The organism is Streptomyces sp. NPDC044033 (assembly GCF_056434425.1).
In genome coordinates, this window is the sequence record NZ_JBWKFF010000018.1 from 98492 (window position 1) to 112625 (window position 14134).

Annotated in this window: 11 protein-coding genes; 1 reads left to right on the forward strand and 10 read right to left on the reverse strand. The window is 71.5% G+C overall.

All coding sequences use genetic code 11. The annotated features are described in order from the left end of the window. The first annotated feature begins 85 nt into the window (after positions 1-85). Positions 86-1501 carry an MFS transporter gene (locus AC07AB_RS28450; RefSeq protein ID WP_478572470.1) on the forward strand — a complete coding sequence of 472 codons (1416 nt, stop codon included), beginning with the start codon at positions 86-88 and terminating at the stop codon, positions 1499-1501. Positions 1502-1626: 125 nt separating this feature from the next. Here the strand turns inward: AC07AB_RS28450 and AC07AB_RS28455 are convergent, their stop codons facing one another. The 10 genes from AC07AB_RS28455 to AC07AB_RS28500 all read right to left on the reverse strand — a co-directional run bounded on the left by AC07AB_RS28455 (position 1627) and on the right by AC07AB_RS28500 (position 14121). Further along, positions 1627-2904: a thymidine phosphorylase gene (locus tag AC07AB_RS28455; RefSeq protein ID WP_478572473.1), complete on the reverse strand. Its 1278-nt coding sequence runs from the start codon at positions 2902-2904 to the stop codon at positions 1627-1629. 128 nt (positions 2905-3032) lie between these two features. Continuing rightward, entirely contained in the window at positions 3033-3377 is a 345-nt protein-coding gene (locus AC07AB_RS28460; RefSeq protein ID WP_478572776.1) for a cytidine deaminase, read from the reverse strand. 51 nt (positions 3378-3428) lie between these two features. Further along, on the reverse strand, positions 3429-4715 hold the full coding sequence (locus AC07AB_RS28465) for an ABC transporter permease (protein WP_478572476.1): 1287 nt from the start codon (positions 4713-4715) through the stop codon (positions 3429-3431). Next, positions 4712-5818 (reverse strand): ABC transporter permease, encoded by a 1107-nt coding sequence (locus AC07AB_RS28470; protein ID WP_478572479.1) that lies wholly within the window; start codon positions 5816-5818, stop codon positions 4712-4714. The genes AC07AB_RS28465 and AC07AB_RS28470 overlap by 4 nt, the downstream gene beginning before the upstream one ends. After that, a complete protein-coding gene (locus AC07AB_RS28475; protein WP_478572778.1) occupies positions 5815-7434 on the reverse strand; it encodes an ABC transporter ATP-binding protein in 1620 nt (539 codons plus the stop codon). The genes AC07AB_RS28470 and AC07AB_RS28475 overlap by 4 nt, the downstream gene beginning before the upstream one ends. A gap of 324 nt (positions 7435-7758) precedes the next feature. Next, on the reverse strand, positions 7759-8787 hold the full coding sequence (locus AC07AB_RS28480) for a BMP family lipoprotein (protein WP_478572482.1): 1029 nt from the start codon (positions 8785-8787) through the stop codon (positions 7759-7761). Between the two features lie 130 nt (positions 8788-8917). Next, positions 8918-10138, reverse strand: a complete 1221-nt coding sequence (locus AC07AB_RS28485; RefSeq protein ID WP_478572781.1) for an amidohydrolase — start codon at positions 10136-10138, stop codon at positions 8918-8920. 224 nt (positions 10139-10362) lie between these two features. Then, on the reverse strand, positions 10363-11742 hold the full coding sequence (locus AC07AB_RS28490; RefSeq protein ID WP_478572485.1) for a hypothetical protein: 1380 nt from the start codon (positions 11740-11742) through the stop codon (positions 10363-10365). A gap of 119 nt (positions 11743-11861) precedes the next feature. Beyond that, complete coding sequence (locus AC07AB_RS28495; RefSeq protein ID WP_478572488.1) at positions 11862-12788, reverse strand: N-acetylneuraminate synthase family protein; 927 nt, start codon at positions 12786-12788, stop codon at positions 11862-11864. Between the two features lie 91 nt (positions 12789-12879). Continuing rightward, positions 12880-14121, reverse strand: a complete 1242-nt coding sequence (locus AC07AB_RS28500) for a cytidylyltransferase domain-containing protein (RefSeq protein ID WP_478572491.1) — start codon at positions 14119-14121, stop codon at positions 12880-12882. Between the last annotated feature and the right edge of the window lie 13 nt (positions 14122-14134).

Here is a 14134-nt window from a genome sequence, read left to right on the forward strand (position 1 = left end):
GCTGGCCTGTGCTCATGCTGCATGGGATCGATTATCGCCGTTTCATGCATTGGACGCATCAAAGGTACGTGCATACGGTCGCTATATGCCTCCTGCCGATACGGGGGCGTCCGCCGCGGTCCAGCGTCCGGATGCCCGCCGACAGTCGCCCACCGGCCCCGACGAGACAGCCGCGCGGGAGAGTGCCGACACGGCCGAACCGGGCGGCGCGGCCGCGGACCACGCCGAACTCTCCGAAGCCGAAGCCGACTCCGAAGCCGACGCCAAAGCCGAAGCCGAAGCTGCCGCCGACGCCGACAAGCTGGTGCCCGGCGGCCCCGGCTACCGGAAGATGAGCTTCGCCCTCTTCTCCGCCGGCGTCTCCACCTTCGCGCTCCTCTACTCCACCCAGGCGCTGCTCCCCGCCATCTCCGACGATCTCCACGTCAGCCCGGACCAGGCGAGCTGGACCGTGTCCGCGGCCACCGGGGCGCTGGCCGTGGCCGTCGTGCCGCTGAGCGCGCTCTCCGAGCGGTACGGGCGGCGGGCGATGATGACGGGCTCGCTGATCGTCGCGGCGCTGGTGGCGCTCGCCGCGCCGTTCGCGCCGAACCTCGCGACGCTGATCGCGCTGCGCGCCGTGCAGGGCGCCGCGCTGGCCGGGCTGCCGGCCTCGGCGATGGCGTATCTGGCGGAGGAGGTACGGCCCAAGGCGCTGGTCGCCGCGATCGGGCTGTTCGTAGCGGGCAACAGCATCGGCGGCATGTCCGGCCGGATCGTGACGGGCTGGGTGGCCCAGGCGTCGAACTGGCGGGTCGCGCTGGGCGTGGTCGGCCTCATGGCGGTGGTCTGCGCGGTGGTCTTCCGGGCGACGATCCCGACGGCCCGGAATTTCACGCCCCGCGCCGTCTCGCCGCGCGCCCTGGCCCGTACGGTCCGCGGCCACCTCTGCGACCCGCTGCTGTGCCGGCTGTACGCGCTCGGGGCGCTCTTCATGACCGTCTTCGGCGCGGTCTACACGGTGATCGGCTACCGCCTGACCGCCAAGCCCTTCGAGCTGCCGCAGGGCATCGTGGGCTCCATCTTCCTCGTCTACCTGGTCGGCACCGTCTCCTCGGCGGCGGCCGGCAAGCTGGTGGAGCGCCTGGGCCGGCGCGGCGCGCTGTATCTGGCGGTCGGCACGGCGGCGCTCGGCCTGCTGCTCAGCGTCGTCGACTCGCTGGTCGCGGTGCTGCTGGGCCTGGTCCTGATCACGGCGGGCTTCTTCGTGGGCCACTCGGTGGCCTCGTCCTCGGTGAGCCGCGCCGCGACGACGGGCCGGGCGCAGGCGTCGGCGCTCTACCAGACCACGTACTACCTGGGCAGTTCTCTCGGCGCCCTGCTCGGCGCCCTCGCCTTCCACGCGGCGGGCTGGAACGGCACGGTGGCCCTGGGGCTGCTGGCGATGGTGGCGGCGGCGGCCGTGACGCTGTACGCGACGCGCAAGGCGGTGGCCGAGCGGCGGCTCGCGACGAGCGCGTAGCCCGGACCACCGATCGCCGGCTACGGCGAAGGGGCCGCCCTATCGGTACGTCACCGATCCCAGCACGCCGAACGGGACCGGCAACGGTCCACCGGTCCCGTTCACCCAAATGGGGAAACCGCAGGTCAGGCGATGCGGTCCAAGATGATCGGGTTCGGCTCGTACGCCGTGTGCTCGGGGGCGACGAGGACGCCGCCGTCCAGTGCCTCCAGGGCGTACGCGAACTTCTCCGGGGTGTCCGTGTGGAGGGTCAGCAGGGGCTGGCCCGCCGCGACCGTGTCGCCCGGCTTGGCGTGGAGTTCGACGCCCGCGCCCGCCTGGACCGGGTCCTCCTTGCGGGCGCGGCCCGCGCCGAGGCGCCAGGCGGCGACGCCCACCGCGTAGGCGTCGAGGGTGGTCAGCACGCCGGAGGCGGCGGCGTGCACGACGTGCTGTTCGCGGGCGACGGGCAGCGCGGCGTCCGGGTCGCCGCCCTGGGCGAGGATCATGCGCCGCCAGTGGTCCATGGCGGAGCCGTCGGCCAGCGCCTTGGCCGGGTCGACGTCGCCGAGCCCGGCCGCCGCCAGCATCTCCCGGGCCAGGGCGAGGGTCAGCTCCACGACGTCGGCGGGGCCGCCGCCCGCCAGTACCTCGACGGATTCGCGGACTTCGAGGGCGTTGCCCGCGGTCAGCCCGAGCGGGGTGGACATGTCGGTGAGCAGGGCGGTGGTCCGTACGCCGTGGTCGGTGCCCAGTTCGACCATGGTGGAGGCGAGTTCGCGGGCGTCCTCGATGTTCTTCATGAACGCGCCGGAGCCGACCTTCACGTCCAGGACGAGTGAGCCGGTGCCCTCCGCGATCTTCTTGGACATGATCGAGGAGGCGATCAGCGGGATCGCCTCGACGGTGCCGGTGACGTCCCGGAGCGCGTACAGCTTCTTGTCGGCGGGGGCCAGGCCGTCGCCCGCCGCGCAGATGACGGAGCCGACGTCGCGCAGGACGTCCATCATCTCGGTGTTGCTCAGCAGCGCCCGCCAGCCGGGGATGGCCTCCAGCTTGTCGAGGGTGCCGCCGGTGTGGCCGAGGCCGCGGCCCGAGAGCTGCGGCACGGCCGCGCCGCACGCGGCGACCAGCGGTGCGAGCGGCAGCGTGATCTTGTCGCCGACGCCGCCCGTGGAATGCTTGTCGGCCGTGGGGCGGGGCAGGGACGAGAAGTCCATCCGCTCCCCCGAGTTGATCATCGCGGCGGTCCAGCGGGCGATCTCCGTACGGTCCATGCCGTTGAGGAAGATCGCCATCGCGAGCGCCGACATCTGCTCGTGGGCGACCTCGCCGCGCGTATAGGCGTCGATGACCCAGTCGATCTGCTCGGGGCTCAGCCTTTCCCGGTCGCGCTTGGTACGGATGACGGAGATGACGTCCATGGGTTCGCTTTCTTCGTGTCGTTCTTGGTGTTGGCCGAACGGCGGAGGCGCCCCGTAAGGGGCGCGGGGAACTGCGCGATCAGCCACAAACGGCCCGCAGCCGACCGACCGCGCCGCGCCCCGAGCCCTCAACGCTTCAGGTCCTCCGGACCAAACGCGTCCGGCAGCAGCTCCGACAGCGGCCGGACGCCGGACCTGGTGTCCATCCGGAGCTCCGGCCCCCCGTGCTCCCACAGCAGCTGGCGGCAGCGTCCGCACGGCATCAGCACCCCGCCGTCCCGGCCGCAGCAGGTGAAAGCGGTCAGCCGGCCGCCGCCCGAGGCGAACAGCTCGGAGATCAGCCCGCATTCGGCGCACAGCGCCACGCCGTAGGCGGCGTTCTCCACATTGCAGCCGGTGACGGTGCGGCCGTCGTCGACGAGGGCCGCCGCGCCGACCGGGAACCGGGAGTACGGGGCGTAGGCCCGGGACATCGCGTCCCGGGCCCGCGTCCGCAACGACTCCCAGTCAATGGACTCGCTCACTTACTTTCCTTGGCCCTTCCGGTATGGCTTGCCGTTCGCCTTGGGCATCCGCAGGCGCTGCGCGGAGACGGAGAGCACCAGCAGCGTCACCACGTACGGCGTGGCGTCCACGAACTCCAGCGGCACCCGCGCCGTCAACGCGTACCAGAGGATCAGCAGCAGCGCGAACACCCCGCTGATCAGCGCGACCCGGCGTTGCTTGGCTCGCAGCTTCCACAGGGCGAGCCCGGCGAGGAGCACCGCGAGGAGCAGCAGCAGCGCGTGCACGGTCTCGCCGCCGCCGCGCAGCTGGAGGCTGTCCATGAAGCCGAACAGGCCGGCGCCCATGGCGACGCCGCCCGGCCGCCAGTTGCCGAAGATCATGGTGGCGAGGCCGATGTAGCCGCGTCCGCCGGTCTGCCCGTCGGAGTACATGTGTGTGCCGATGGCCAGGAAGGCGCCGCCGAGGCCGGCCAGTCCGCCGGAGACGATCACCGCCGCGTACTTGTACGTGTAGACGTTGACGCCCAGCGACTCGGCGGCCACCGGGCCCTCGCCGCAGGACCGCAGCCGCAGCCCGAAGGAGGACCGCCACAGCACGAAGAACGTGCCGACGAACAGCGCCGCCGCCGCAATCGTCAGCCAGGACACGTCCGTGACCAGCCCGTCCAGGATTCCCGCGAGATCCGAGACGAGGAACCAGTGGTGTTTCTCGACGGACGCCAGCCAGTCGGAGAGACCCGGGATCGAGAAGTTCGGCATGTCGCTCATGGGCGGCGACTGCTTGTCGTTGCCGCCCGCCAGCTGCGCCTTGCTGCCGTCCGCGCCGAACCACAGCTTGGCCAGGTACTGGGTGACGCCCAGGGCCAGGATGTTCATCGCCACACCGGAGATGATGTGGTCGACGCCGAAGGTGACGGTGGCCAGCGCGTGGATGAGGCCGCCGACGGCGCCGCCGGCGATGCCCGCGAGCGCCGCGAGCCACGGCCCGTGCTGCCAGCCCATCCACCCGGCGCAGAACGTGCCGAGCATCATCATGCCTTCGAGGCCGATGTTGACGACGCCGGCCCGCTCCGCCCACAGTCCGCCCAGGCCCGCCAGCCCGATCGGCACGGCGGCGCCGAGCGCCCCGCTGAACTGCCCGGAGGACGTGAGGTCCCCGGCGCCGGTGATCACCCGCAGTACGGCGAGCAGCAGCAGCGCGCCCGCGAGGAGCAGCAGCACGACGGGGTAGCTGAGCTTGCGCCGCTCGGGTTTGTTCCTGCCGCTGAGCCCCTTCGAGAGCACGGCAGTGAGGTTGCTGCTCACGCGGACACCTCCGCCTTGTCGCTCTTACGGGCCTGGGCGGCGAGTTCCTCGCCGACCTTGCGCTGCTGGGTCCGGAGCCCGTACCGGCGCACGATCTCGTACGCGATGACGACGCACAGCACGATGACGCCCTGGATCACGCCGACGATCTCCTGTGCGTACCCCTCGAATTCGAGCTGGGTGCCGGTGCGCTCCAGGAAGCCCCAGAGCAGTGCGCCGAGCGCCATGCCGACGGGGTGGTTGCGGCCGAGCAGCGCGATGGCGATGCCGGTGAAGCCGATGCCGGCCGGGAAGTCGGTGCCGTAGTTGTACGAGACGCCGAGCAGCGTCGGCATCCCGACGAGCCCCGCGACGGCGCCGGAGAGCAGCATGGAGGTGATCACCATGCGCTTGACGCTGACGCCGCCGGCCTGGGCCGCGGATTCGGACCGGCCCACCGTGCGCAGGTCGAAGCCGAACCGGGTGCGGCTGAGGACGAACCAGTACACCAGCCCCGCCAGCGCCGCGATGATCACGAAGCCGTAGACCGGCTTGGGCGTGGTGGGGATCTCGAAGAAGTGCGAGGAGTCGGGCAGGTAGGGCGTGTGGATCAGGTTGCCCTCCTTGATGGCGAGCCGCCCGTCCTGGAGGAAGTAGCCGATGACCGAGGCGCCGATGGAGTTCAGCATGATCGTGCTGATCACCTCGCTGACGCCGCGGGTGGTCTTCAGCAGCCCGGCGATGCCCGCCCAGATCGCGCCGACGACCATCGCCACCAGGATGACCAGCGGGATCTGTACGAAGCCCGGGAGGGTGAGCGAGCCGCCGACGACGGCGGCGAAGAAGGCCGCGATGCGGTACTGGCCGTCGACGCCGATGTTGAAGAGGTTCATCCGGAAGCCGATGGCGACGGCCAGCGCGGAGAGGTAGTACGGGGTCGCCTTGTTGATGATCCAGACCTGGCTGTCGCTCTTCGAGCCGAAGTCGACCATGACCTGGTAGGCGTGGAAGGGGTCCTTGCCGGTGGCCATGATGATCACCGAGGTGATGACCAGGGCGGCGACGATGGCGAGGAGCGGTGCGGCGACCGCGAGGATCAGCTTGTTCTTGTCGAACTTCTTCACTCCCCCTCGCCCCCTTCCGGGTTGTGAGCACCCTCGCCGCCTTCGGCGACGTGCTCAAGGTGGCCGGTAGCGGCGCCGGTCATGGCCGAGCCCAACTCCTCCGGGGTGATGGTGGCGGGGTCCGCGTCCGCGACCAGGCGGCCGCGGTACATCACCCGCAGGGTGTCGGAGAGCCCGATCAGCTCGTCCAGGTCGGCGGAGATCAGCAGTACGGCCAGCCCCTCGCGGCGCGCCTCGCGGATCTGGTCCCAGATCTGCGCCTGCGCGCCGACGTCCACGCCGCGCGTGGGGTGGGCGGCGATCAGCAGCTTGGGCCGGTGGCTCATCTCGCGGCCGACGATCAGCTTCTGCTGGTTGCCGCCGGACAGCGAGGCCGCGGTGACCTCGATGCCGGGTGTGCGCACGTCGTACTCGGTGACGATCCGCTCGGTGTCGGCGCGCGCCGCCTTGAGGTCCAGCAGCACGCCCTTGCTGTTGGGGCTCTCGGTGACATGGCCGAGGATGCGGTTCTCCCAGAGCGGGGCCTCCAGCAGCAGCCCGTGCCGGTGGCGGTCCTCGGGGATGTAGCCGACCCCGGCCTCGCGGCGCGCGCGGGTCGGCGCGTGGGTGACGTCGGCGCCGTCGAGGGTGACGGTGCCGCTGTCGGGGTCGCGCATGCCCATGACGGCCTCGACCAGTTCGGCCTGGCCGTTGCCCTCCACGCCCGCGAGGCCGAGGACTTCGCCCTTGTGGATGGTGAGCGCGATGTCGTCCAGTACGGCCCGTACGGCGCCGTCGGCGTCGGTGGCCGACAGCCTCAGCCCCTCCACGGTCAGCATCGGGGTGGTGGTGACGGTCGACTCGCGGGTCTCGGGCGAGGGCAGTTCGCTGCCGACCATCAGCTCGGCGAGCTGCTTGGGGCTCGTCTCGCTCGGCACCACCGAGGCGACGGTCGTACCGCGCCGGATGACGGTGATGTCGTCGGCGACGGAGAGGACCTCTCCCAGCTTGTGCGAGATGAAGATGACGGTCAGGCCCTCCGCCTTGAGCTCGCGGAGGTTGTCGAAGAGCGCGTCGACCTCCTGCGGGACGAGGACGGCGGTCGGCTCGTCGAGGATGAGCGTACGGGCGCCGCGGTAGAGGACCTTGAGGATCTCCACGCGCTGCCGGTCGGCGACGCCGAGGTCCTCGACGAGGACGTCGGGGCGGACGCCGAGCCCGTACGCGTCGGAGATCTCCTTGATCCGGGCGCGGGCGCGGTTGCCGATGCCGTGCAGCTTCTCGCCGCCGAGTACGACGTTCTCCAGCACGGTGAGGTTGTCGGCGAGCATGAAGTGCTGGTGCACCATGCCGATGCCGCGGGCGATGGCGTCGGCGGGGCCGGCGAAGGCGACCTGCTCGCCGTCGGACTCGATGGTGCCCTCGTCCGGCTTCTGCATGCCGTAGAGGATCTTCATCAGGGTCGACTTGCCGGCTCCGTTCTCGCCGACGAGGGCGTGCACGGTGCCGCGGCGGACGGTGATGTCGATGTCGTGGTTGGCCACGACTCCCGGGAACCGCTTGGTGATACCGCGGAGTTCGACGGCGGGGGCGCTGGGCTCGCCGGCGGTCGGGGGGCTGTTGGTGGACGCTTTGATGGCGCACTCTCCTCGGGGAAGGGAGCGGTCGGGGAGACGGGCTGGGCTGGGGTCGAGGAGCGTACGGGGAGCGGCCGGTGGGCTTGCCCGCGGGCGGTCCGCGCGCCTCGAAGGCGAACGTACCGCGCCAACTCGGCGCTACGCGCGTAGCGTTGGCTCATTCGTACGGGCCCGACGCGAGGGCCGCACCCACCGCGCCGAGCCCGTGTCCGTACCGGCCGGGGATCCGTCCCGGCCGCGGCGCCCGCGTCACATCCCCGGCCGGGCGCCCGCCGTCCGGCACGCGCACTGGATCAGGCCCGGGATGTGGTGCGGACGGTCAACTCACGGGTTTTCCTTGACCTTGACCTTGCCGTCGGCGATCTTCTGCTTCGCCGCCGCGATCTGGTCCTTGAGGTCGTCGATGTTGCCGCCCGAGGTGGACAGCGAGACGCCGCCGTCCTTGAGCAGGTAGCGGTGCGTGCCGGTGAGCGGCTTGCCGTCCTTGACGGACTTGACCAGGTCGAAGACGGCGACGTCCACGTTCTTGACGACCGAGGTCAGGATCGAGGACTTGTACTTCTCCAGACCGGACTGCAGGTACTGGTCCGAGTCGACGCCGATCGCCCAGGCGCCCTTCTTGGCCGCGATGGCCTCGATCGAGCCGCTGCCGGAGAGGCCGGCGGCGGTGTAGATGACGTCGTTGCCGGCGTCGAGCATCCCCTTCGCCTTGTCCTTGGCGGCGGCGGGGTCGTTGAAGCCCTTGTCGTTGTTCGGGTACAGGTACTGCGAGGTGATCTTGACCTTGGGGTCGGTCTCCCGCACGCCCTGCTCGAAGCCCGCCTGGAACTTCTGGATCAGCGCGTTGTTCACGCCGCCGATGAAGGAGACCTTCTTGGTCTTGGACTTGAGCGCCGCGGCGACGCCGGCGAGGTACGAACCCTCGTGCTCGCCGAAGACGATGCTGTCGACGTTCTTGCCCGGCACGACCGAGTCGACGATCGCGAAGGTGGTCTTGGGGTTGTCCGCCGCCACCTTCTGGATCGATTTGGCGTAGTTGAAGCCGACGCCGATGACCGGGTTGTACCCCGCCTCGGCCAGCGAGGAGAGCCGCTGTTCGCGGTCCGCCTCGGTCTCGTTGTTCTTGGCGGTCATCGCCTTGCCGCCGACCTTGAGGTCCTTCATGGCCTTGTCCATGCCGCGGGCGGCGGACTCGTTGAAGGAGTGGTCGTCACGGCCGCCGACGTCGAAGGCCAGGCCGATGCCCTTGTCCTTGCCGCCGGACTCGGTCGAGGACTCACCGCACGCGGTGAGCGAGAAAGCGAGGGCCGCGGAACAGATGCCCGCGACAGCGATTGTGGATACCCGGCGCACGAGGGCCCCTTCACTCGAAGCGCCACGGTCGGCGCTGGTTTCGCGGGCATCGTAACGCGCGTAGATGGGGGATAAAGGGGTCGCAGAAAGCTGTTATCGGATCGTCGCGAACCCAGCCCCGCCTCGGCGCCTACGGACGGTTGACATCGAGCAAAGCCGCGGCGGTGAACAGCTCCACACCCACCCCGATCGCCGTCTCGTCCACGTCGAAATCACCGCAATGCAGGTCACGTCGGACAGTGTCGCCGACGCGCCGCACCCCGAGCCGGGCCATCGCGCCCGGCACCTGCTCCAGGTACCAGGAGAAGTCCTCGCCGCCCAGGGACTGCTCGGTGTCCTCGATCGAGGACGGGCCGCGCCGCGCGGTCATCGCGCGGCGCAGCAGTTCGGTGACGTCCGGCTCATTGACGACGGGCGGCACCCCCCGGATGTAGTTGATCTCCGATTTGGCCCGGTGCAGGGTGGCCACCTCGTCGATCGCGGCGTGCACCAGGTCGGGGGCCTCGCGCCATGCCTGGAGGTCCAGGCAGCGGACCGTGCCGGACAGTTCGGCATGCTGCGGGATCACATTGCAGGCGTGCCCGGTCTCCAGCCGGCCCCAGGTCACCGCCATGCCGGAGCGCGCGTCGACCCGGCGGGCCAGCAGCGCCGGCACCTCCGTCGCGACCTTCGCGGCGGCCGTCACCAGGTCGGTGGTCAGATGCGGGCGCGCGGTGTGCCCGCCCGCGCCGGTCAGCGACACCTCCAGCCGGTCGCAGGCCGAGGTGATGGCGCCGGGCCGCAGTCCGATCCGCCCCGCGTCCACCTTGGGGTCGCAGTGCACCCCGATGATCCGGCCCACTCCGTCCAGCACCCCGCAGTCGATGACGTCGGGCGCACCGCCCGGCAGCACCTCCTCGGCGGGCTGGAAGATCAGCCGGACGGGGTGCGGCAGCCGCCCCTGCCGGGCGAGTTCGGCGAGTACGAGCCCGGCGCCCAGCACGACGGCGGTGTGCACGTCGTGGCCGCAGGCGTGGGCCATGTCCTCGACGGTCGAGCGGTACGCCACCGTCTTGGTGTCCGGGATCGGCAGCGCGTCGATGTCCGCGCGCAGCGCCAGCATGGGCCGCGCCGTGTCCCGGGGGCCGATGTCGCAGACGAGTCCGGTGCCGAGGGCGAGGGTGCGGGGCGCGAGCCCGGCCCGCTCCAGTCTCGCCTTGATGGCCGCGGTGGTACGGAACTCGCATTTGCCCAGCTCGGGGTGCATGTGCAAGTCCCGCCGAAAGGCGATGAGTTCGGCGCGCAGCCCGTCGGGCAGCGCGCCGGACAGCTCGGGATCGGTACCTGCCTCGGACTCGGACTCGCGGGACATCAGTTGGTTCACCCTGTGAAGGTTAGGGCCACGGGCGGGGCGGCTGCCGGGCGATCAACAAAGTTCAGCCCGATAGGGGAAGGGAAACTAGGCCGTGGATCGCATGACCACAGGAGATGCGGGGTAAAAGACTCCGCTACGCGCTGCGCCACCGCCCCTTCCGCACCATCCGCCGAACCGGCCCCTCCCGCCCCCGGTCTCCGCCCCTCCGCCGGCCTCCGCCCTCAGCGCGTCGAGGCCGGTACGTATGGAACTCGGCGGATACCGCGTGCGGTGCCGGTGACACCGGAGAGGAAGTCCTCCGCCCGGGGCGAGGCGGTCTCCGTCAGCCAGGCCGGGTCCACGTCGCACACCGCCACCGTGATGCCGGTGCCGGCGAGGGCCAGCGGCAGGGTGTGCACCACGGTCGAGGGGAAGCTCAGGATCATCCGCCCTATGGGGCCGCGGCGGGCGATCAGTTCGAGCGGCAGGTCGGGCCGTACGATCTCCAGCCCCAGTTCGGCGCCGATCCGGTGGAGCTTGTCGGTGGACTCCCGGCGGTGCGCGAAGTACCGGGTGGCGCCGTGCGTACGGGCCAGCGAGGCGACGGCGGTCAGATAGTGGTCGAGGTCCACGACCCCGGTCTCGACGAGGGACGTGCCGACCAGGTCGGTGCCGCGGGTGAGCCGGGGCGGGCCGAAGGCCGCGCGGGTCCAGGCGAAGTCGTTGGCGGTGACGGTGACGCCGTGCGGCGCCTGTACGGGCATCGAGGTGAACACCTCGACGCGACGGCCCTCCCCGGGGGTGAGCCTGCGGCGCGCGGAGGCGGCGAACGGCGCGAAGACGAGGTCGCGCGCCCCGCGCCCGCCGCGCCGGTGCCAGCGCACCAGGCGAGTGCCGAGGGCCAGTTGGGAGACGAACTCCATGGTGGCGGTGCCGTCGTCGACGACCACGACATCGCGGGCGCGGGCGATGGTGAGCAGCAGCTGTACGTAGCGCGAGAACGGGTCCCCGATGACGACGCGGCTCGCGCGCCGCAGCAGGGGCGCGAGCCCCGCGATCGTCTGCGCCGGCGCTCCGGCCCCGCCGCGCGCCTCTTCCCACCGCACGGTGTGCCCCTCGCCCCGCGCCAGCTCGGCCATCCGGCGCAGCTGCCCCCGGGTCATGGGGTCGTGCGGGGCGAGCACGACGACGGTGAGCCCGGTGGGGGCGCGGCGACGCTCTATGGCCGACTCGTTGTCGTCCGAGCCGACCGAGTCTGCTGAGTCGGCTGAGCCATCTGATCCGGTCGGCTCGGTCGGCTCAGACGAGTCGGACGGGTCGGACGGGTCGGACGGGTCGGACGGGTCGGACGGGTCGGACGGGTCGGACGAGTCGGACGAGTCGGACGAGTCGGACGAGTCGGACGAGTCGGACGAGTCGGACGAGTCGGACGAGTCGGCGCCCACGGCCTCGTACGGCTGGCGGGGGACGCCGTCGTAGAGGGTGTGCACGGGCGACCGTACGACGTCCGAAGCGCCGGGTGCGGGCGCGGGGGCGCCGCCCGGCACGACCGCTGCCTCCTTGTCCGCGCTTTGGGAGTAGGACCACTCCAGTACGTTCAAGAGCTGGACCGGGCTCTCCACGAAAGCCAGGGTTCCGCTCGCGGCGGCCCGGGGCCCCCGGAAGCGGGCGGCGGGAGCGGCCGCCGCTTCCGGGGGTGGGCCTGCCGGCCCCGCTGTCGGTGTCACCGGGTCCGGCCGCCTCAGACCGCGACCGGCTCGCGGTCGCCGGCCTCGGCGACGACGCCCGCGACGCGGCGGAGCTTCTTCATCGGGCCCAGCTCGCTCTCGTACACCTTCTTGACGCCGTCGCCCAGCGACTCCTCCACCACGCGGATGTCGCGGACCAGCCGCTGGAGGCCCTGCGGCTCGACGGAGGCGGCCTGGTCGGAGCCCCACATGGCGCGGTCGAGGGTGATGTGGCGCTCGACGAACGTGGCGCCGAGGGCGACGGCGGCCAGCGTGGTCTGGAGCCCCGTCTCGTGGCCGGAGTAGCCGATCGGCACGTTCGGGTACTCGGCCTGGAGCGTGTTGATCACGCGCAGGTTCAGCTCCCCGGCCTTGGCGGGGTACGTGGACGTGGCGTGGCAGAGGAGGATGTTGTCGCTGCCGAGCACCTCCACCGCGTGCCGGATCTGCTTCGGCGTGGACATCCCGGTGGAGAGGATGACCGTCTTGCCGGTGGCGCGCAGGGCGCGCAGCAGCTCGTCGTCGGTGAGCGAGGCGGAGGCCACCTTGTGCGCGGGCACGTCGAACTTCTCCAGGAAGGCGACGGCCTCGGTGTCCCACGGGGAGGCGAACCAGGAGATGCCGCGCTTGGCGCAGTGGTCGGAGATCTTGCGGTACTCGTCCTCGCCGAACTCGACGCGGTGCCGGTAGTCGATGTACGTCATCCGGCCCCAGGGGGTGTCGCGCTCGATGTCCCACTGGTCGCGCGGGGTGCAGATCTCCGGCGTGCGCTTCTGGAACTTGACCGCGTCGCAGCCCGCGTCGGCGGCCGCGTCGATGAGCGCGAAGGCTTTCTCCAGATCACCGTTGTGGTTGATGCCGATCTCGCCCGTGACGTAGACCGGGTGGCCGGGGCCCGCGATCTTGGCGCCGAGGGTCCGGGTGCGGAGAGTGGAGCTCATGGAAGGCGGGTTCCTTGCTGTTGGGGGGACTGCTGGCGGGTGGTTCTGCTGTGGGGCTGGTCGGTTCTTGGGGACTAGAGGGACTTAGGGACTAGAGGGGCTGGAGGGACGGGCCGAGAATCCATGCGGCGATCTCCCGGATGGCCCCTCCGCCCCCTGGCGCCGAGGTCACGGCGCGTGCCGCGCCGCGTACCACGTCGTGTGCTCCGGCGACCGCCACCGGCCAGCCGACGAGGTCGAAGCACGGCAGGTCGTTGACGTCATTGCCGACGTACAGCACGCGCTCGGGTGCGATGCCCTGCTCTTCGCACCACTGCTTCAGTGCCAGGTCTTTACGGTCGATGCCGTGGAGGACGGGAAGTTGGAGCTTCTTGGCCCGTGCGGCGACGACCGGGTTAACTTCCGTGGACAGGATCAGCATCGACAGCTCCGCGCGGCGCAGCGCGGCGATGCCGAGCCCGTCGCCGCGGTGCACGGCGACGATCTCGCGGCCGTCGGCGTCGATCAGGACCCGGTCGTCGGTCTGGGTGCCGTCGAAGTCGAGCACGACCGCGTCGATGTCCGCGCGGCCGGGCAGCGTCCCCGGGCGGGGCGCGTCCAGCAGCGGGGCGAGGGCGCGGGCCCGTGCCAGGTCGTGCGGGTCGTCGACCTCCAGGACGCGGGCGGCGTCGGTCCGTACGAGCTCGGTGCGGCCGAAGAACCGGTGCTTCTCGATGCGGAAGACGTCGGCGCGCATCCCGTAGGCCGCGCCGGTCTCCAGGAAGTCCTGGGGTCGGTCCTGGCGGCGGGGCCGGTAGGACTTGTCGTGGTTGACCCCGGCGCCGCCGGACGCCGTGGCGCCCGCGCCCTGCGCCGGGGCGCCGTCGGCCGGGAGGTCGTCCTCCGCGTCGGGTGCGCGCCATACGAAGCCGTGGAACGGGGCGACGGTCAGCGCGGTGTCCGCGCCGCCGGCGAGGATGGCCTCCGCGACCCCGTCGATGTCCTCGCGGGCGATGAACGGGCTGGTGCACTGGACGAGGAGGACCACGTCGACGCTGGTGCCGTGCGCCGTCTCGTACGCGTCCATGGCGTGCAGCACCGCCGCCTCGCTGGTGGCGGTGTCGCCCGCGATGTCGCCGGGGCGCTGCACGACGACGGCGCCCGCGCCGCGCGCGGCGGCGGCGATGCCGGGGTCGTCGGTGGAGACGGCGACGTCGGTGATGTGGCGGGCGGCCCGGCACTCGTGCACGGCGCGGGCGACCAGCGGCACGCCGCCGACGGCGGCGAGGTTCTTGGCGGGCACGCCCTTCGACCCGCCGCGCGCGGGGATGACGGCCAGGACGGTCGGGGGCATGGCGGCTCCTTGG